Source organism: Streptococcus pseudopneumoniae (assembly GCF_001072315.1).
Lineage (GTDB): Bacteria > Bacillota > Bacilli > Lactobacillales > Streptococcaceae > Streptococcus > Streptococcus pseudopneumoniae_R.
The window spans coordinates 1-20,380 of the sequence record NZ_JVLI01000099.1; the positions used below are offsets into that span (position 1 = coordinate 1).

Consider the following 20,380-nt stretch of genomic DNA (forward strand, 5'->3'; position numbering starts at 1 on the left):
CAATTACAGTATAGCACAGGAAGTGATTTTTTGCGCTTTTTTACTGTTTTTTTTCAAATAAAACGCTCTATCTAGCTCAACTTCGACGCATGCAAGAAATGGTTGCAGGAGCCAGCGCTGATGAGATTAAACGTCATAAAATTGAAATCTTAGCAGGACTGACACGACTTAGACAAATCTGTAATACCCCAGCTCTCTTTTTAGAAAACTACAAAGGAGATAGTGGAAAAATGGACAGCTTATTCGAGCTCCTGGACACTATTCGTGAAAAAGGATCACGACCACTTATCTTTTCACAATTCACCTCTATGCTTGATCTCATTGAGCAAGAATTAGAGAAAAAAGAAATGTCTCACTTTAAAATAACAGGACAAACACCGTCAGATAAACGTCAAGAGATGGTCAATCTCTTCAATCAGGGAGAAAAAGACTGCTTCCTCATTTCCCTAAAAGCAGGTGGAACAGGACTTAATCTAACAGGAGCTAATACCGTCATCCTCTGTGACCTCTGGTGGAATCCATCAGTCGAGATGCAAGCTATCAGTCGAAGTCACCGCCTTGGCCAGACCAAACAAGTAGATGTCTATCGCCTCATCACCCTTGGTACCATAGAGGAAAAAATCCAAGAACTCCAAGAAAGTAAAAAAGAACTCTTCAACACCGTCCTTGAAGGACAAGAAAGCAGAAGCAATCTGAGCGTTGATGATATTAAAGAAATCTTAGGTGTTGAATAAGCGAAAAAGAACTAGAGTAACCACACTTAGCGGATCTATCTAGTTCTTTTTTATGTTCTAGACTTTCCTCGTCCTACTATGAGCTCTATACGACCTACCATCACGTTTCTGTTCGTATAGATACGATTTGATCTGACAGTTTTTATACTCAAGGAAAATCAAACCAGGGAGTCAACCACAGGTTGCTCACAGTACAGCTTTGAGATTACAGATAGAACTGACCTGATTTGAAGAGATTTTCGAAGAGTATTATTTCTTGCGTCAGACTTCAAATAGTCTAGCTACAGTCATTTGAATCTGCTATCCCAATACAAACAGGCTTGAGAGTCGCTCTTGGGTTCACCGATAGATGATCTGCACATAGGCCTTGCACATCCGATCTACGATAGACTCGTCGTATAAGAAAACTGCAATCCACAGATTGCAGCCTTTCTTTATTTTCTCGCTTGATAGCGACTAGTCAGGATAAAAATCACGGTAAAGACCAACATCATGACCCCATAAACAGGTAATGTTTGTCCTGTCAACGTTGAAATTTCAAGTAGTTTTTGGATTCTTGGGAAGAGAGCTGTAGCTAGGAAGCCTCCTACTGACCAAACAATCAAGAGGACACGCCAGAGAGTGAATGGCATGCAGGCTCTAAATACGGATAAGAAACCAATTGACCCCAAGAGATAATAGAGTAGAGTTGAGATTTCTAACTCAGACCAACCTTGGCCACTTCCAAATATTTTCACAAAGAGAACGCTGAAGACGACCATGAGAGCGCTTGGTAGAGCACGAAGCATGGATCTTCTGAGGAAGTTTGGCTCGACAGGTTTGATATTTCGCTCAAAAGTCAGAACGAATGGTGGGAAACCTTCCACGAACTGGTCAATCATGGTAATCTGGATTGGAATAAAAGGGAAAATCAAGATCCATTCAGACCGTCCCAGAAGAGCACTGGCAATACAGATGACTGCGAGCAAGAAAGAGTAGATGGTTTTTATCAAGAAAATCGGTGCGATATGGGCAATGTTATTGACCACACGACGACCTTCAAAAAGAATCTCAGGAACATCATTAAAATCTGAGTTCAAAAGAACCAGATTGGCAATCTGACGAGTCGCAGGATCTCCCTCAGCCATCACAATGGAACAATCCGCCTCACGAAGGGCCAGGATATCATTAACTCCATCCCCTGTCATAGCCGTTGTATGCCCCGCTTTTTTCAGTGTTTGGATGATGAGTTTCTTTTGATGAGGGGAAACACGTCCGAAAATAGCTGTCTCCTCAGCCATAGCAACCAATTCCTCATCCGTGATTTTTGAGCAATCGACATAGCTGTGATAGTCCGCAAAACCAGCCTTCTGGGCAATGCTGGACACCGTAACTGGATTGTCACCAGAGATAATCTTGAGGCCCACTTCCTGAGAACGGAGATAGTCCAGCGTCTCTGCTGCTCCTTCTCGAATAGGGTCCAAGATTTCCAGCAAGGCTAGAGCCTGAATATCAGATGGTTTCTGCGGCTGGTGATGGTCTAATTTCTCCTGACTGAGGGCTAAGACCAAGACACGTGAACCTCTCTCCAAGGCCTCCCTGGCTTCTAGGACCTCAGAATCCAGCAACATCTCAGGTGCACCTAAGAAAACTGTCCCTAAACCTTCCAATTCCATAGCACCCCATTTGCGGTCGCTTGAGAAAGGCAGATTAGAAATCATAGGATAGGCAACATCTCCCACAAAACGCTGGCGAATAGCTTGGGCAGTTGGATTCTTATCCTCACTATGGGCCATATAACTAGTCAGGATGCTGGAAATAGCCTCATCACCATAAGTTTCCGTCAGCGGAAGGACAGCTTCTACCTGCATCTTTCCTTGAGTGATGGTGCCCGTCTTGTCCAGACAGAGCATATCCACGCGCGCCAAGGTCTCAACAGAGTACATCTCCTGCACCAAGACCTTTTTCAAGCCCAACTTAATCACCGCAGTCAGGAGCGAAGTGATGGTCAAAAGGGCAATTCCCTTAGGCAACATTCCCAAAAGGGCTGTCGACGAGTTTACAACGGATGACTTAAGAGGCAAACCTTTTAAAAGCAAGGCTTCCAGCAAGAGAGCCAGACCAAAAGGAATGATAATTTTCCCAGTAAAACCAGCTAGCTTGTCCAGTGATTTCATGATACGAGAGTTGATTGGTTTAACGGTCTTGGCTTCCAGCATGAGTTTGGCAGCATAGTTGTCTGCACCGACATGGTGAACTTGAGCTAAAACTGACCCACTAGCTAGGAAACTTCCAGACAAAAGCAAGGCGTCAACTTCCTTTTGCACCAAATCACTTTCCCCCGTCAACATGGCTTCATTGACTTCCGCAAAGCCTTCCAAAACTAAGGCATCACTAGGAATCTGCTCTCCTGCAGACAAACGAATGACATCTCCTAACACCAATTCTTCAGGATTCAGAGCAACTTCCTGGCCATCACGAATGGTTTTGACCTTTTCCTTGGTCATGAGATTGAGCTTGTCCACCATGTGTTTGGCCCGTAGCTCGGTCACAATTCCAGAAAAAGCGTTAAAGCAGATAACAGCAAAGAAAACCAAATTGCTCCAAGCCTGCACAAAGGCAAGGGCCAAAGCAATGGCAAAGTTCAAAGCGTTAAAAAGGGTAAAGACATTTCGTTTAATGATTTGCCAAGTGCTGGTACTGGCCGAAGCAGTAAAATCATTGACCAAGCCCTTAGCCTGTCTTTCCTTGACTTCTATTTGGGTTAATCCCATAATCTTATTTTTATCCATAAATTCTATCATACCATTTTTTCTAAAAGAATTCTAATTTCATCCCAAATATGGACCTGGTCAAGGGAAAAGTTTGCCAGCCCTCCTTTGATAAGGTATAATAATAACAAGAAAATAATCGAAGGAGATCGCATGTTTTATACTTATTTACGTGGATTGGTTGTATTGCTCCTATGGTCCATCAATGGCAATGCCCACTATCATAATACTGATAAAATTCCTAATCAAGATGAAAATTATATTTTGGTTGCGCCTCACCGCACTTGGTGGGATCCTGTTTACATGGCCTTTGCGACCAAGCCAAAACAGTTCATCTTTATGGCAAAAAAAGAACTCTTTACCAACCGTATCTTTGGTTGGTGGATTCGTATGTGTGGTGCCTTTCCTATTGACCGTGAAAATCCTAGCGCTTCTGCCATCAAATACCCTATCAATGTTCTTAAAAAAAGTGATCGCTCTCTCATCATGTTTCCAAGTGGGAGCCGTCACTCAAACGATGTCAAGGGGGGCGTAGCTCTGATTGCCAAAATGGCCAAGGTCCGTATCATGCCGGTTACCTATACAGGTCCTATGACCTTAAAAGGCTTGGTCAGTCGCGAGCGCGTTGATATGAACTTCGGAAATCCAATAGATATCTCAGATATCAAGAAAATGAATGATGAAGGCATTGAAACAGTCGCCAATCGCATCCAAGCAGAATTTCAACGTTTGGACGAAGAAACGAAACAATGGCACAATGATAAAAAACCAAACCCACTCTGGTGGTTTATCCGCATACCTGCCCTCATCCTTGCCATTATCCTCGCTATCCTAACCATCATCTTTAGCTTTATCGCAAGCTTCATCTGGAATCCAGATAAGAATAGAGAGTCTCTTGGTTAAAGAATACAACAAGAGACTGGGCAAAAACTCAATTTGAGGAGAGAATAAAGTAAATTTTCTAACAATAAAACGCATGATATCAAGGATTTTAACATCTGATACTATGCGTTTTCTAATTTATACTCAATTGTTTTCAAAAAGCAACCTCGTCCATTGTCTGCTGACGGTGGACTTTAAAACACTTTTTTCCAATCCTTGAATAACTTCTTGAAGCTTATCAATGACGGCTTCCAATGTTTGGAAAGCCTTCTTTTTAAAACCTCGTTTTCGAATTTCTTTCCAGACTTGTTCAATAGGGTTCATTTCTGGTGTATAAGGTGGGATAAAAGCCAACTCAATATTACTTGGAATCTCTAAGGTACTTGATTTATACCATATAGCATTATCCATTACAAGTAAAATATAATCATCTGGATAAGCTTGTGAGACTTGCCGTAGAAATTCATTCATCCACTCAGTATTGCATCCTCCAGCAATAAGAAAGAAGGAATCTCCTGTCTGAGCATCTACTGCCCCATAACAATAGCGATATTCTCGCATATAATGACTAGGAATACTAGGTCTGATTCCTTGAGGAGCCCAACAAGAACTCATCTTACTGATTCTCCCGAAACCAGCTTCATCTTGGTACATCAAGCGTACTTTGTTATAAGTCCCCTTCTCTTTAAAGCGCTTACTTAAGATCTCGAATGTAGATTTTATTTTTAGACGTCTCAATTGTTTGAGCGTCTGCCTTCTTGGGATGTTCAGGTCGAGGAGTGACTGTTCGCCAACCATGGCGTTTCAGGAGATAATAGAAACCATCACGTGTGGAAGTGCGACCAATCTCTTTTTGATAGGCTTCAAATAACTGATTGACAGTTACAAATTCCCCAGCCTGAGCAGCTTCTATATGACGTTTTAGAAATGCTTGTTCTTCTTCGTAAGTCATATATTCTCTATGACGTCCACCACGGGTCTCTTGAAGAAGAGCTTCTAAACCAAACTCCTTATATTTTTTCAAATTCCTCCAAACAGTTGTTTTATTGCAATCTAGCAGATCCATGATTTCCTTATAACTCTTTCCTTTTGGGTGAAAATAAATAATCTGTAGACGTTTGTGATATTTGGCGTACGATGAATCTCTTAGGAGTTTTTCAATTTTTTTGTAGTTCTTCATTTGTAAGTTTCACAACTACTATTATAAGATGTTTTTTGATTTTAGTCTAGTATTAAAAGACTTTTTGCCCAGTCTCAATTCTTTTATTCGATTTTCCATTTTTGGGCCAACCAGCTAGAAAAGGCTAAAAATCGTTCAGGCACTTGTTCATGGTGTCCATAAGGATCAAAGACAAACCGACCTGTTGGATAGCTTTTCTGAAGACTGGTATGGATCTGCTCAGCATAGACTGGTGCTTGAGCCAAGCGATTAGTATGGTGTGCTCCTTCTGTTTGACCATTCTGTAAATACAGCAAACAGTCTAGATTTTTCATTGTCTCTTCCTTGCAGTAAGCCACAAAATCAGGATACCAAAAAGAACCGCAGATAGAGAAAACACATGAAACCTTGTCAAAGCTGAAAAGACTGTAAACTGCCGCCAAACCACCTAGTGAATAACCTCCGTAGGCAAGGCGTGCTTCATCCAGGCGATAAAGCGACTGCAACTTGTCTAAAAGACCTCCAAATAAATGATCATGATAGACCTTGGCCTGACCTCCAAAATCTGGAGCCCCATCTCTCAAAGCCGATGCCTTCCAGGGAGTATAGTCGTCTAAGCGATTTTTAGAGGTCAAACCCACTAAAATCACAGATTCGGAAAGGGACGATAGGAAATCCAAGTTTCCATCATTCAATAAAATAGCCGGATAGGTTTGATTGGGGTCGTAGGTAGAAGGAAGACTGATTTTAACTTGAATTCCTTCCCAATCAAACTCATTATTTATTGATAAAGTCATTGATTTTCTCAAGGGAATCAATCACTGCTGGACCATAGTCCATCAATTCATCGTAAGAGATGGTAATGATTTTTTGATTCTTAATAGCAGGAACGCTTTCCAAAACAGCATTTGCCTTCATCAACTCTACTGCTTTTTCATCCAATTTTTTATTGCGATCGCTGGTTACATAGATAATCAATTCAGGATCCATTGACACGAGATTTTCCAAGGTCAAGCCTGATGTCCCCGTAGCAACGTTTGTATAACCAAGTTGGTTCAGCAAACTTTCTTGCAAAGCAGACTTGTAGGCACCGAAGGTTTCATCATTATAAGCAACCATAATCAAAGCCTTTTTCTTTTCACCTTGGCTTGCTGGATTTGCTTTCTTAACAGCGTCAATTTTAGTTTGTAATTGGGCTGCGTATTCATTGGCCTTGTCCTGAACATTAAAAATCATTCCAAGATTTTTGACATCTTCTACGATATTCCCCAAATCTTGCTGAATTGTTGAGAGAGAAGCTTTTTGTGTATAGACTGGGATTTTGTTTTCATTCCAAGTGCTAACTGTCCCCAAGGATTTTTCAGAAAACATCATGTTTCGACCCATCACAGCGTCTGGCTCATAAGAAAGGACTGTCTCTTGTGAGACTGTTTTTTTATCCCCAATTTGAGGAATAGTCGCAATCGCGTCCTTGTATTTGTCCGTCACAGCATTGTCTGGATTGAGCATGCCAACAATTTTATCCTTCAACCCCAACTCCAATAAGATTTCAGTGGTTGAAAGATTGTTGGTGATAACTTTTTCAGGTGCCTTGTCAAAGACTTGTTCGACTTCATTCCCTTTCGCGTCATAGGTTTTGACCGTTAGTGGATAAGTCGTCTCTGCGCTCTCCTTTTGACTTGTCTCTGTGCTAGATTGTGTGGTAGCTTTTTCTGTAGTAGTGTTACCACAAGCTGCCAAAGTTAAGGTAGCTACTGTCACGAGTAAAATACTGAGTGTTTTTTTCATCTTGTTTTCCTTTTCATTTTTATAAATAGTGAATCATAGCTTGCTGATCCTCGGTCCAAGTAACCTGACTTTGAACTCCGTATACAGTTTGCAATGACTCAGGGGTGATGGTCTCCTTTGGAGTCCCTTGGTAAAGGATTTCTCCCTCTTTCATTAGATAGAGATAATCCGAATAGCGACAAGCAAGTTGAATATCATGTAGGACAGCTAGAACATTGACCTTGAGATTCTTCACAATGGCTAACAAGTCTAGCTGATACCTGATATCCAGGTGATTGGTTGGTTCGTCCAAGAGCAAGAGAGTCGGTTCTTGCGCCAAGGCGCGGGCTAGTAAGACTCGTTGTTTCTCCCCCCCTGACAGAGAAGAATAGAGACGAGTTTTCTTCTCAAGCATATCCACCTTAGCGAGAGCATCTTGAACGAGGGCATAATCCCTTTCCTTTTCCTTCTGTAAAAAAGAGAGGTGGGGAGTTCTTCCCAGCAAGACGATTTCCTCAACTGTACAATCAAACTGCAGCTGGTTAAACTGGGTCACAACTGCCATTTGCTTGGCTGTTTCTTTGAGTGACCAATGCTCCAGCGGCTTTCCATCTAGGCTTATCAAGCCTTTGTCCGCCTTTTCCTGACGATAGAGGAGTTTAAGTAAACTGGTTTTCCCGCTTCCATTTGGTCCTAATATCGTGTGAAATTGATGCCCCTCAACCTTAAGAGAGACTCCTTTGAGGATTTTTTTCTCTCCTAGTCCAAAATGGATATCCTGACAAATCAAGTCCATATCAGCCCCTCACCTCCCTTCGCCTACCTCCAACAATGTAGATAAAGAAGGGAGCACCTACTAAGGCTGTGAAAATACCAATAGGAAGCTCTGCGTTTGGAATGATGATACGAGAGAGTACGTCTGCCCAAATGACAAAGAGGGCACCTAGCAAGGTTGCAACAGGAAAAAGCCTCTTGTAATTCGTTCCTACTAATCCTCGAGCTAAATGTGGAGTAATCAGACCGACAAATCCAATAATCCCACAGGTTGCCACTAAGACTGCTGTCAGCACAGCCACCATGGTCACATAAAGATACCAATAAAAGCGTAAGGGAATCCCCAAAGTTAAAGCAGCCTCATCTCCCATCATCATCGCATTGAAAACACGATACTGAGTAGAGAAAAATAGAAAGGCTATTCCTACTACTATAGTTGGCAGGACCAAGTCTGCCCAGGAAGTCCCAGCGAGCGAGCCCATGGTCCAAAACTTAATGGTCATCACACTATCCGCATTAGCGCCAACTGAGATAATAAAGTTGGAAAAAGCCAGAAATAGAGCGTTGACCACCGTTCCCGATAAGATCAGACTGGAAGTCGTCATCCGTCCCTGCATAGAGGCAATGATGAGGACAGCAATTGTTGCCAAAATAGCTCCAAGAAAAGCTCCAAGACTAATCATCACTTTTAAACCAAGAATGATGCTCAAGGTTGCTCCTAGAGTTGCACCAGCAGATATTCCTAAGACATAAGGCTCTGCGATGGGATTGTTCACTGTAGACTGCATCACGCTACCACACATAGAAAGGCCTGCTCCTACTATCAGACCTAACAATACTCGAGGGAATCTCATGTTCCATACAATGGCAAGAGTGGACTTGGAAACCTCTCCTATCTCAAGAGGAAATCCCAACCTGCTCAAAATAATCCGATAGGTATCTCCTAGATCAATCGCAACAGATCCCATTGAAACTGCTAGAAAGAGAGAAATCCCTAAAATACCTAGCAAAACAACTAAAAGTAACACAAATTGCTGGTCTTGTCGGCTTCCAGAAAATTTGGAAAGCATGCAAACCTCCTTTGATAGAATCTTAAAAATTTAGAAAATTCTCATGAAAAGTATACCATATTTTCAACAATGGAACAAGATGAGAACAAATGAATATAGTTGGTTTTATTGTGCTAGGAACCGTAACCGAAGATTATACTTGAGTATATCAAGGTAAGAGGACAACGTAAAAAGCCCTCTGAAAATCAGAGAGCTGATTTGAGCTCGGGCTAAAATCCTAGTGAAACAAAAAAATCTACACGGTCAGAAAAGTCTCTATCGTGCCATTTTCATACATGATGTATAGTCCAAGTACAATGAATACTAAGGGCACAATGATTCGCTCGTATTTTTCAATTGTCTCGAATATTAAGGGAATAGAGGATAACACCCGACTAATCTCGCATAAGATAATTATGCCGATTACAAACACAAGCAAGGCCACGAGGGTCTGTGACCAATCTAATGAAGCAAAATAAGGTATATAGATACCTAAATTATCTCCGCCAGACGCAATTGTCAGCAATGTAACTGTCCAAAACAGTTGATTTGCCTTGCCTTGTTCTAATCTTTCAATAATTTCTTCCTCTTCTTCCTCTTCCTCACCTTCTCCAACAATTGCAAAGCGAATCCCTAAATAGATAGGGATTAAACCAAGCAATCCAACCATCCATTCTTCAGGCACGAAATTAACGACATAAGCAGCAACTAAACTCGCCCCTACAAGTAAGCCTGTGCCTAGATATTGCCCCGCATAAATATGCCATTTTTGTTTATTCTGTGATAGCTGTGCAAATAAAATAAATAAAATAATTAAATAATCGATACTGGTGGAAATATAAACACCAATAGCAGATATGATTGTCTGTCCCATAAAAAACCTCCTGTATTGGTCAGTAATAAATCAGCAGATTTTAGGAGAGCACAGACACATTAATTTAGCTATCGCTAGTGGGTAATGTCGAACATAGGAAAGCATTTTACTCCTCCTCAAAACGTAGTTACAAAGTAATTTCTAACTGGAATTCGGTGACTACTTCCATGTAAAGTATAACATATTATACTTTACTTCGTAAAGTGTGGGCTCTCCGAGGGGGCTTGCAGACAGCTACTCGGCTTTTCAAGCCGAGTAGCTACGCACCTTTATGGTGTAATTAGCTGATACCATTTGAGGTTTTTGTAGTCTCCAAAATTGTGACCGATAAAACCTCAATAAAAAAGCCCTCTGAAAATCAGAGAGCTGATTTGAGCTCGGGCTAAAATCCTAGTGAAAAAGATGAAACTCCTTGTGTTCATCGAACACGGTGTCCTTTCCCTATTTTCATACGGATTTCTTACGCCCTTAGCATCATGATTCCTGCTGGATAAAACGTTTATAGATTAGGCGGTAAGCCGAAGATTGTACAAAATTTTTAGTGAAACAAAAAAATCTCCCCGAAGGGAGAATGTCTAGTTTATTTTACCTTACAGTGCTAGGAACCGTAACCTAAGATTATACTTGAGCATACCAAGGTAAGGTGACAAAAGTAAAAAAGCTACCCATTTTAGAGTAGCTTCATTATCAAGATATGCTCAATTGAACACGGCCTAAGCACTTTGCAAAAAAGATAAAATCTCCTAGAAACTGAAGTTTCTTCGTCAATTTTCCTATTTTTGCTTTGTGCTTTTGACGGCCTTTGTATCTTGAATTAACGACGAAGTCCTAGAGAGTTGATCAACTCACGGTAACGGTTAACGTCGTTTTTACGCAAGTATGCAAGCAAGTTACGACGGCGACCGATTTTTTTCATCAATCCACGGTAAGTAGCGTGGTCTTTTTTGTGTTGTTTGATGTGTTCGTTAAGGTGGTTGATTTCCCAAGTAAGGACAGCAACTTGAACCTCTACTGAACCTGTATCACCTTCGTGACGTGCATATTGTGCGATAATTTCATTTTTTTTCTCTTTTGAGATTGCCATGATGTTTCTCCTTTTTATTTGGCTTCATCCGAGTGACAGGTTGGCATGCCTGTAACCAAGAAGAAGTTATTTGTCTTTACGACATTCACTATTCTACCAATAACTAACTTCTTTGTCAACAGATTTACTTTCTTGTTTTAAATATGCTATAATAATCATAGCAAGAAATATAAGTTATCTGTTTTTTAAGACGAGGTGATTACCATGCCTAGATTCTATTCCCATCTCCCCTACTATCTGGTCATATTTTTCTTTTATTGGCCACTTTATCAGTTGTTATCACTAATTATTTCTGACCCCCTTTTGCTCAAGAGTCTCTATGTAAATAATATTCTCTTCTTTACACCTCTGGTAATCTTGATTATATCGCTACTCTATAGCTACCGTTTCCGTTTCTCACTTTGGTGGTTAATTGGTAACGGACTGCTCTTTTGCTTTACTATCATAACTTTTGGTGAGTTTATACTAATTTACTTGCTAATCTATGAAACCTTGGCTCTGGTGGGCATGGCTTCCGGTATTGGCATCAAGCATATTCTACAAAAATGAAAAACAAAAAACTTTCACAAAATCCTTGAAAAATCTCACAATCATGCTATAATAATCCATAGAGACAAGTCACTTAGTCCCTTTCTACCAGAGAGTGCGTGGTTGCTGGAAACGCATAGAGAGCCTAAACTGATACTACTCTTGAGTTTTTTATGAAAACATAAAACGGTGGCCACGTTAGAGCCAATCAGAGGTGTCCCTCTCTTTTGAGGTACATAAATGAAGGTGGAACCACGTTGCGACGTCCTTTTGAGGGTGTCGCTTTTTGTTTTTCTAGCTTTCACTATCCTCTACCCCTGTTTTCAGAATAGGGTTAACACATTCGTCAATAATATAAGTAAGGAGAACATCATGATTAACATTACTTTCCCAGATGGCGCTGTTCGTGAATTCGAATCTGGCGTTACAACTTTTGAAATTGCCCAATCTATCAGCAATTCCCTAGCTAAAAAGGCCTTGGCTGGTAAATTCAACGGCAAACTCATCGACACTACTCGTGCTATCACTGAAGATGGAAGCATCGAAATCGTGACACCTGATCACGAAGATGCCCTTCCAATCTTGCGTCACTCAGCAGCTCACTTGTTTGCCCAAGCCGCTCGTCGCCTTTTCCCAGACATTCACTTGGGAGTTGGTCCAGCCATCGAAGATGGTTTCTACTACGATACTGACAACACAACTGGTCAAATCTCTAACGAAGACCTTCCTCGTATCGAAGAAGAAATGCAAAAAATTGTCAAAGAAAACTTCCCATCAATCCGTGAAGAAGTTACTAAAGACGAGGCACGTGAAATCTTCAAGAACGACCCTTACAAGTTGGAATTGATTGAAGAACACTCAGAAGACGAAGGTGGTTTGACTATCTATCGTCAAGGTGAGTATGTAGACCTTTGCCGTGGCCCTCACGTCCCATCAACAGGCCGTATCCAAATCTTCCACCTTCTCCATGTAGCTGGTGCTTACTGGCGTGGAAATAGCGACAACGCTGTGATGCAACGTATCTACGGTACAGCTTGGTTTGACAAGAAAGACTTGAAAAACTACCTTCAAATGCGTGAAGAAGCTAAGGAACGTGACCACCGTAAACTTGGTAAAGAGCTTGACCTCTTCATGATTTCTCAAGAGGTTGGTCAAGGGCTTCCATTCTGGTTGCCAAATGGTGCGACTATTCGTCGTGAGTTGGAACGCTACATCGTTGACAAAGAGCTAGCTTCTGGCTACCAACACGTTTACACTCCACCACTTGCTTCTGTTGAGCTTTACAAGACTTCCGGTCACTGGGATCATTACCAAGAAGACATGTTCCCAACTATGGACATGGGTGACGGGGAAGAATTCGTCCTTCGTCCAATGAACTGCCCACACCACATCCAAGTCTTCAAACACCATGTTCACTCATACCGTGAGTTGCCAATCCGTATTGCCGAAATCGGTATGATGCACCGCTATGAAAAATCTGGTGCCCTCACTGGTCTTCAACGTGTACGTGAAATGTCTCTGAACGACGGTCACCTCTTTGTGACTCCAGAGCAAATCCAAGAAGAATTCCAGCGTGCCCTTCAGTTGATTATCGATGTTTACGGAGACTTCAACTTGAATGAGTACCGCTTCCGTCTCTCTCTTCGCGACCCTCAAGATACTCACAAATACTTTGACAACGATGAGATGTGGGAAAATGCCCAAACCATGCTTCGTGCAGCTCTTGATGAAATGGGTGTGGACTACTTTGAAGCCGAAGGTGAAGCAGCCTTCTACGGACCAAAATTGGATATCCAAGTTAAGACAGCCCTTGGAAAAGAAGAAACTCTTTCTACTATCCAGCTTGACTTCTTGCTTCCAGAACGCTTCGACCTTAAATATATCGGAGCTGATGGCGAAGAGCACCGTCCAGTTATGATCCACCGTGGGGTTATCTCAACTATGGAACGCTTCACAGCTATCTTGATTGAGAACTACAAGGGTGCCTTCCCAACATGGCTTGCACCACACCAAGTAACCCTCATCCCAGTATCTAACGAAAAACACGTGGACTACGCTTGGGAAGTAGCTAAGAAACTTCGTGACCGCGGTGTCCGTGCAGACGTAGATGAGCGCAATGAAAAAATGCAGTTCAAGATCCGTGCTTCACAAACCAGCAAGATTCCTTACCAATTGATCGTTGGGGACAAGGAAATGGAAGACGGAACAGTCAACGTTCGTCGCTACGGCCAAAAAGAAACACAAACTGTCTCAGTAGATGATTTTGTTCAAGCTATCCTAGCTGATATCGCCAACAAATCACGCGTTGAGAAATAAGAGATAAAATCCTAGCTAGCTAAAAAGCAACAACTGAAACAGCTGTTGCTTTTTATATTTTATACTCAATGAAAATCAAAAAGCAAACTAGGAAGCTTACTTGAGTACGGTAAGGCGACGCTGACGTGGTTTGAATTTGATTTTCGAAGAGTATTATTTAACCCGAGCTAGTAGTGATTGACCAAACCACCACACAAGATTTGCTTTCATGAGTTAGATAAGGTCAATATCCTCAATCCTTGTCTGCTTCATTTTCTTTTACGAGATCTTTTTGTGAATCCTTTTCAGAGAGTTTTTGATCAATATACTTGTTAATGGTTTCATAAAATTCCTTAGTCGTCTCACCGTCTAATTTTGTCGAATTATGAACTTGATTGACTTTCAATTGAACAGATTGAATACCGTAAGAGGCTTGTTTTTGGTGGAGCGTTTCTAATTCTTCTTCTGAAATCGGATCTCCAACAACCGTCAAGACCAACTCATTGTTTCTTGACTTGTAGACTTGATTAATAACCGTGTGATTGGCGAACTCTTTTCCTACAAACTGTTTGATTCCTTCTTTTCGCGCTTGATCTATCGTCAGAGTGACTGCTGAATAACTAGCTGGAAGAATCAATAATACAATCAAGGATATCAAGCCAATTCTCATTTTAATGTTTAGCTCTTTAAATGAACTTAAGGGAGATTTTCTCATCATAATTCTTGTTCCAACAATGTTGATTAGCATGATAAAGACACAGTTGATCAAGAAAAGATAAAGAGCTCCAAATAAAAATCGTACATTTCCATTAGCTAAACCGTAACCTGCAGTGCAGATAGGTGGCATCAGAGCTGTTGCAATGGCTACTCCTGGCACGATATTGTTTGCTTCTTTTTTCCTTGAACCAATTACGCCTGCTATCCCACCAGCAATAGCAATGAGAACATCCCAAATGGTTGGAGAGGTTCGTGCAATCAATTCGCTACTTTCATAAGATAAGGGAGAAATCCAGAAATACAGAGCCGAGACAAGCAAACTGACCAATACTTGAGTAAATAAAACCTCTAGAGCTTGCTTGACTAAACGAGTGTCAAAAATAGCTAAACCTAATCCTAGTCCAACAATCGGTGTCATGAGAGGTGAAATTAACATAGCTCCTATAATAACAGCTGTTGAATTCATATTTAGTCCGATAGAGGCAATAAAAATTGCACACATCAAAATCGCTGTATCTCTCGATCTAACATGAAGATCATCATATAATTTCTCACGGTATTCACGTGTTGAATAGTTTCCGGTCATTGTTTACTCCTTTTATTTCATATAGTCTTGTTTCTGCATGGATAATGGTAGAGAGACTTCTGTCCCGTCTTACATATTTTTCTTCTCATCTGTTATTCTTTTGAGAATTATCTTTTAAGTATCCGTCAGTCCATCCTTCATATTATATCAAAAATTTTACAGTCTTTCTCTTACGAAATCTATCAATTGAATAGATAGAGAAAGAAATTTTTGTTTCCTTATCCAAAGAACAAAAGACTGCATCTCCTATAAAAGAAGATGCAGTTTCATGATTAAGCGTGATGAGTTTGTTTGACAACCCATTGCTCCATTTTGATTTTTTCAACCGAAAATTCCCAAACAAAGAATTTACTAGGATACACAGTTAAAGATAAAAAAGCCCAGCTGTCTTATCCTGGGCTTTTATCTATTATGATCACTCAAGGACTAAGTTCACTTGAGCAAACTTAATTCTTACTATCGTTCCTTTTCCAACCTCAGACTCGATACGAATCTGGTGCCCCAGTTCTTCAGAAATTTTCTTAGATAGGTAAAGTCCAAGTCCAGATGACTGCTGGGTTAGGCGTCCATTATATCCTGAAAATCCACGTTCAAAGACTCGGAGGACGTCACTGTTTTTTATCCCGATTCCCGTATCCTTGATACAAAGCTCCTGGCTATCCATATAAATCTCCAGACCACCTTCCTTGGTATACTTGAGACTGTTTGAGATGATTTGCTCAATAACCACTAATAGCCACTTTTTATCCGTCACGATTTCTTTATCAAGGTCATGTAGATTGACATTTAAGCCTTTTTGAATAAAGAAAAGAGCATATTTACGAATTATTTCCTTAACCAAGTCCTCAATTTGAACCTGCTTTAAGACCAAATCATCATGGAAACTTTCTAAACGCAGGTACTGTAAAACTAGATTGGTATAGGAATCAATCTTGAAAATTTCCTGTTCTAATTGCTGCTTCAGTTGGCGGTCGGCCACTTCTGCAACTAAGAGTTGACTGGCTGCAATGGGGGTCTTTATCTGATGGACCCACAAGGTATAGTAATCAAGTAAATCCGTTAGTTTTCTTTCTGAATCTGACCTCTGCTGATAAAGTTCCATCTCACGCGCTTCTAGTTTCTCAGCCAAAACAATTTCCAATGGAGATTTGGCTTCTCTCTCCCCATAGAGAATTTCCTGACGATAGACCTGCATTTCCACCAATATGTCCCAAGTGAAAAATAAGATGGTTACAAAACAACACAAGAGGAAAAAGTAGAGAAAGTAAATTCCCAAACTGGCAAATAAAAACTGAAAGAGCAAAATCAGAAACGTCAAAGAAATCAGATAGACAAACAGACGACTACGGGAACGCAGATAGGCTAGAAAAAATTGTTTCCAATCAAGCATGCTTCAATCCGTACCCTATTCCTTTCTTGGTTTCGATAAATCCTACCAAGCCCTGCTCTTCCAATTTTTTACGCAAACGAGCCACATTGACAGATAGGGTATTGTCATCAATGAAAAAGTCACTATTCCAAAGTTCCCGCATGAGGTCATCACGCGCTACGATATTGCCTGCATGCTCAAATAGCACTCGTAAAATCTGGAATTCGTTCTTGGTCAAATTCAAGACTTGGCCTTGATAATGTAAATCCATGGATTTGGTATTGAGGATCACACCGGCGTATTCCAGTAAACTCTCGTCACGCCCAAACTCATAGGAACGGCGTAGCAAGCCCTGAACCTTGGCTAAAAGAACCTGCTGGTCAAAAGGCTTGGTCACAAAGTCATCCGCCCCCATATTGATTGCCATGACAATATCCATAGCCTGATCCCTCGAAGAAAGGAACATGATCGGCACCTTGGAAATCTTGCGAATTTCCTGACACCAGTGATAACCATTAAACAAGGGCAGTCCAATATCCATGAGGACCAGATGAGGCTCCGACTGGACAAAAAGACTCAAAACTTCCATAAAGTCTTCTACCAGGACCACTTCAAATCCCCATTCAGATAGCATTTTTCCGACTTGTTGACGAATGACCTGATCATCTTCTACTAATAAAATCTTGTGCATCTGATTCTCCTTTGCTAATTTTAGGAGTCTTAAATCCTTTAGTATAAATAGAGGGCTTAGTATCTAATACTTTTTTGACATTTCCTTGTCACAACAGCTCAAAAACAGATAGTGAATAACCCCATTGATATCATACCTTATTTTCAGACATAGTGCCAGCACTACCCATTTATTTTTAATTTTTTCAACCTTCATTTCAGTTCTTTTATCCATCCCCTTAACCAAAATTTATATCTATTCTTCCAAACCTTGAGTGTAGTTAAAACGACACTCTATACTCTTCTAACATTGAAAAGCTCCTTATCGACTGGTATCCGTAAAAAGTTCTAGCTTTCAGATTGACAATCTGAAAAAGATTTGTTAAGATGTGAATGAACAATGTTTAATATTCATTCAGAAAAGAGGTGAATCAAATTGGACAAAAAACAGACTTTGAAATCCGCAGCTTATGAAGTTTTTTCAAAAAAAGGATACAAGGCGACAGGAATTTCAGAAATTGCTAGACAAGCTCATATGGCAGTCGGATCTTTTTATAACTATTACGAAAGTAAAGAGGCTATTTTTTTAGATATCTATATTGATGAAAACAACCGTGTTCGCCAAACTATGATCGAAGAACTGGATTGGGAAATTGATATGATTGATCTTATTAGTCAACTCTTTGCTCAATCCAGAGCACTCGTTTCTTCCAATAAAATCCTTGCAGAATGGTACAATCCTGCCATAGCAGATGAGTTGCATAGCTACTATTCCTCAGAAGAAGGGAAAGTCACGAATCCATTTCATCAATTTCTCGTGAAAACCTTTACTCATCGTTTGCAGGCTGAAGGCCATTCTCCAGAAAAAATTCAAGATATTTTACAAGTTTACAACCTATTTTACTACATGGATATGCATATCACAGAAAATGATTTTCCAGATATTAGCAAAACTGTAGAAATACTAGCAACCAACTTCATTAAAGGAATACTGAAATAAAGAAATCTTTTCTTTATTTTTTGGAAATTATTGAATGAAAAAAAATATTATTCATTCATAGAAAATTACTACACTATAGGAGTTAAAAATGAAACGAGGGAAAAAAATGTTCATAATTATTCTAACTACACTTGGAGTGCTCGGCTTTATATCTTGGGGAATCATTACCTATCTTGGACGAAGTCAAACTTTATCGATAAAATCCATTGAAAATCCCAGCGGAGATTTGTATTTAGTTCACATCACAAAACCAAAAAATCAAATATGGAAAGCTGGCTCCTATGCTCAGTTTAAGCTTCCTGACAGTTCGTTTGGTCTAGACAAAAGTCCAGTAAAGGAGGATCAGGCTAGCCGATGGCTAACCCTTGCTTCCACTCCTGATGAGGATGAAATTCTTATTGTAACCCATAATAGTGGTAGCGTGTTTAAGGAAACCTTAACACATTTACCAGCTGGTAGTAAAATTGAGATGAGTTGGCTGGAGTCATCTTTATCTGTTAAAGACAATGACCAAGCACTAGTTTGTTTTGCCTCTGATGTCGGTATTTCTACTCTACGTCCAGTTATGAAAGAGTGGGCTGGTAAGCGCTCCATCATTCTTAATCATTTAGACAAAGGAGTAAACATTTTTGATAATGAGTTAAGAGAGCTTAGTAAGAATAATCCGAATCTAACTTATAAAACTAGCGAAACCTTTTCTCAAAGCCAAGCATTTTTAAAAAATGCGGTTGTGAAATACGGTAACCAAGCTATTTATCTCTTAACCGGCCAACCTGATGATATAAATGAGATGAAAAATTTCTTAAAAGAGAATGGGATTGACGACAAACAGATACAAACAAGTATGTTTAGAGGTTTGAAATAAAAGCAAACTGTCTTCTATGTATCTAAATCATACCATTATAGGTCGGTATGTAAAGAGATCGTACAAACCAACTAGTAAATTCTATGTGATTGTGATAAGATAAATAAAAAGAAAGGAGCTCTTATGGCCAATATCTTTGATTATCTGAAAGATGTCGCACACGATTCTTATTACGACCTTCCTTTGAATGAGTTAGACATTCTAGCCTTAACAGAAATCACCTATCTCTCCTTTGATAATCTGGTCTCCACAACTCCTATGCGACTTTTAGACCTGGTACCTCAGGTTCCAAGAGAATCTAACATGTTGACCAGCAAAAATCGCCTCCAGCTATTAGATGAACTAGCTCAACACAAACGCTTCAAAAATTGCAAACTCTCCCATTTTATCAATGACATCGACCCTGAATTGCAAAAACAGTTTGCGGCTATGACCTACCGCCTCACTCTCGATACCTATCTGATTGTCTTTCGTGGGACAGATGACAGTATCATTGGCTGGAAGGAAGATTTCCACCTGACCTATATGAAGGAAATTCCTGCTCAAAAGCACGCCCTTCGCTATTTAAAGAACTTTCTTGTCCAACATCCTAAGCAAAAGGTCATTCTGGCCGGGCATTCCAAGGGAGGAAATCTAGCCATCTATGCTGCTAGTCAAATTGAGCAAAGCTTACAAAATCAAATCACAGCAGTTTATACCTTTGATGCGCCTGGTCTCCACAAAGAACTGACACAAACCGAGGGCTATCAAAGGATAATGGATAGAACCAAGGTCTTCATCCCACAAGGATCCATTATCGGTATGATGCTGGAAGTCCCTAACCACCAAATCATCGTGCACAGTACTGCCTTAGGTGGTATCGCCCAGCACGATACCTTTAGTTGGCAGATTGAGGACAAGCACTTCGTCCAGCTGGATAAGACCAACAGTGATAGCCAACAAGTAGACACAACCTTCAAGGAATGGGTAACCTCAGTACCTGATGAGGAACTTCAGCTCTACTTCGACCTCTTCTTTGGCACTATTCTTGATGCTGGTATCACCTCTATCAATGACTTGGCTTCCTTAAAGGCGATTGAACACATTCATCATCTCTTTGTCCAAGCTCAATCCCTCACTCCAGAAGAAAGAGAAACCTTGGGACGCCTTACCCAGTTATTGATTGATACCCGTTACCAAGCCTGGAAGAATAGATAAAAAGCTTATGAAAAGGTAATACTCTTCGAAAATCTCTTCAAACCACGTCAGCTTTATCTGCAACCTCAAAGCTGTGCTTTG

At 40.5% G+C, this 20,380-nt stretch carries 15 protein-coding genes and 4 pseudogenes; 8 read left to right on the forward strand and 11 right to left on the reverse strand.

The window, feature by feature from the left end:
* Positions 1 to 53 precede the first annotated feature (53 nt).
* Positions 54 to 734, forward strand: a pseudogene (locus ADH54_RS04850) (DEAD/DEAH box helicase); the annotation flags it as partial.
* Between the two features lie 434 nt (positions 735 to 1,168).
* Here ADH54_RS04850 and ADH54_RS04855 read toward each other — a convergent pair.
* Positions 1,169 to 3,505, reverse strand: coding sequence for a cation-translocating P-type ATPase (locus ADH54_RS04855; RefSeq protein ID WP_049524261.1), 2,337 nt, complete (start codon positions 3,503 to 3,505; stop codon positions 1,169 to 1,171).
* A 132-nt stretch (positions 3,506 to 3,637) separates the two neighbouring features.
* Between ADH54_RS04855 and ADH54_RS04860 the strand changes: the two genes are divergently transcribed.
* Positions 3,638 to 4,387 carry a lysophospholipid acyltransferase family protein gene (locus tag ADH54_RS04860; protein WP_049524248.1) on the forward strand — a complete coding sequence of 250 codons (750 nt, stop codon included), beginning with the start codon at positions 3,638 to 3,640 and terminating at the stop codon, positions 4,385 to 4,387.
* Positions 4,388 to 4,510: 123 nt separating this feature from the next.
* Here the strand turns inward: ADH54_RS04860 and ADH54_RS11255 are convergent.
* From ADH54_RS11255 to rpsO, 7 genes and pseudogenes are all read right to left on the reverse strand, one after another.
* Positions 4,511 to 5,559 (reverse strand): annotated as a pseudogene (locus ADH54_RS11255) (IS630 family transposase).
* Positions 5,560 to 5,629: 70 nt separating this feature from the next.
* Positions 5,630 to 6,322: an alpha/beta hydrolase-fold protein gene (locus ADH54_RS04875; protein WP_049524250.1), complete on the reverse strand. Its 693-nt coding sequence runs from the start codon at positions 6,320 to 6,322 to the stop codon at positions 5,630 to 5,632.
* Positions 6,303 to 7,313, reverse strand: coding sequence for an ABC transporter substrate-binding protein (locus ADH54_RS04880; RefSeq protein ID WP_049524251.1), 1,011 nt, complete (start codon positions 7,311 to 7,313; stop codon positions 6,303 to 6,305). Before ADH54_RS04880 ends, ADH54_RS04875 begins: the two co-directional genes overlap by 20 nt.
* A gap of 19 nt (positions 7,314 to 7,332) precedes the next feature.
* On the reverse strand, positions 7,333 to 8,088 hold the full coding sequence (locus ADH54_RS04885) for an ABC transporter ATP-binding protein (protein ID WP_049524252.1): 756 nt from the start codon (positions 8,086 to 8,088) through the stop codon (positions 7,333 to 7,335).
* A 1-nt stretch (position 8,089) separates the two neighbouring features.
* Positions 8,090 to 9,136 (reverse strand): FecCD family ABC transporter permease, encoded by a 1,047-nt coding sequence (locus tag ADH54_RS04890; RefSeq protein ID WP_049524253.1) that lies wholly within the window; start codon positions 9,134 to 9,136, stop codon positions 8,090 to 8,092.
* Between the two features lie 235 nt (positions 9,137 to 9,371).
* Positions 9,372 to 9,989 (reverse strand): CadD family cadmium resistance transporter, encoded by a 618-nt coding sequence (locus tag ADH54_RS04895; protein WP_049524254.1) that lies wholly within the window; start codon positions 9,987 to 9,989, stop codon positions 9,372 to 9,374.
* A gap of 814 nt (positions 9,990 to 10,803) precedes the next feature.
* Positions 10,804 to 11,073 carry a 30S ribosomal protein S15 gene (gene rpsO / locus ADH54_RS04900; RefSeq protein WP_001018251.1) on the reverse strand — a complete coding sequence of 90 codons (270 nt, stop codon included), beginning with the start codon at positions 11,071 to 11,073 and terminating at the stop codon, positions 10,804 to 10,806.
* 204 nt (positions 11,074 to 11,277) lie between these two features.
* Here rpsO and ADH54_RS04905 point away from each other — a divergent pair.
* The 3 genes and pseudogenes from ADH54_RS04905 to thrS all read left to right on the forward strand — a co-directional run bounded on the left by ADH54_RS04905 (position 11,278) and on the right by thrS (position 13,917).
* Positions 11,278 to 11,651, forward strand: a pseudogene (locus ADH54_RS04905) (hypothetical protein).
* Positions 11,652 to 11,724: 73 nt separating this feature from the next.
* Positions 11,725 to 11,933: pseudogene (locus ADH54_RS12660) on the forward strand (hypothetical protein).
* A 40-nt stretch (positions 11,934 to 11,973) separates the two neighbouring features.
* Entirely contained in the window at positions 11,974 to 13,917 is a 1,944-nt protein-coding gene (gene thrS / locus ADH54_RS04910; protein WP_049524256.1) for a threonine--tRNA ligase, read from the forward strand.
* A 232-nt stretch (positions 13,918 to 14,149) separates the two neighbouring features.
* Here the strand turns inward: thrS and ADH54_RS04915 are convergent, their stop codons facing one another.
* The 3 genes from ADH54_RS04915 to ADH54_RS04925 all read right to left on the reverse strand — a co-directional run bounded on the left by ADH54_RS04915 (position 14,150) and on the right by ADH54_RS04925 (position 17,259).
* Complete coding sequence (locus ADH54_RS04915; protein WP_049524257.1) at positions 14,150 to 15,199, reverse strand: DUF389 domain-containing protein; 1,050 nt, start codon at positions 15,197 to 15,199, stop codon at positions 14,150 to 14,152.
* Positions 15,200 to 15,614: 415 nt separating this feature from the next.
* A complete protein-coding gene (locus tag ADH54_RS04920) occupies positions 15,615 to 16,589 on the reverse strand; it encodes a sensor histidine kinase (protein ID WP_049524258.1) in 975 nt (324 codons plus the stop codon).
* Positions 16,582 to 17,259 carry a response regulator transcription factor gene (locus tag ADH54_RS04925; RefSeq protein WP_000548991.1) on the reverse strand — a complete coding sequence of 226 codons (678 nt, stop codon included), beginning with the start codon at positions 17,257 to 17,259 and terminating at the stop codon, positions 16,582 to 16,584. The genes ADH54_RS04920 and ADH54_RS04925 overlap by 8 nt, the downstream gene beginning before the upstream one ends.
* Before the next feature lie 408 nt (positions 17,260 to 17,667).
* Between ADH54_RS04925 and ADH54_RS04930 the strand changes: the two genes are divergently transcribed.
* From ADH54_RS04930 to ADH54_RS04940, 3 genes are all read left to right on the forward strand, one after another.
* Positions 17,668 to 18,237 (forward strand): TetR/AcrR family transcriptional regulator, encoded by a 570-nt coding sequence (locus ADH54_RS04930; RefSeq protein WP_141562089.1) that lies wholly within the window; start codon positions 17,668 to 17,670, stop codon positions 18,235 to 18,237.
* A gap of 88 nt (positions 18,238 to 18,325) precedes the next feature.
* A complete protein-coding gene (locus tag ADH54_RS04935) occupies positions 18,326 to 19,102 on the forward strand; it encodes a ferredoxin reductase (protein ID WP_049524259.1) in 777 nt (258 codons plus the stop codon).
* Between the two features lie 123 nt (positions 19,103 to 19,225).
* Entirely contained in the window at positions 19,226 to 20,299 is a 1,074-nt protein-coding gene (locus ADH54_RS04940; protein WP_049524260.1) for a DUF2974 domain-containing protein, read from the forward strand.
* The last annotated feature ends 81 nt before the right edge of the window (positions 20,300 to 20,380 follow it).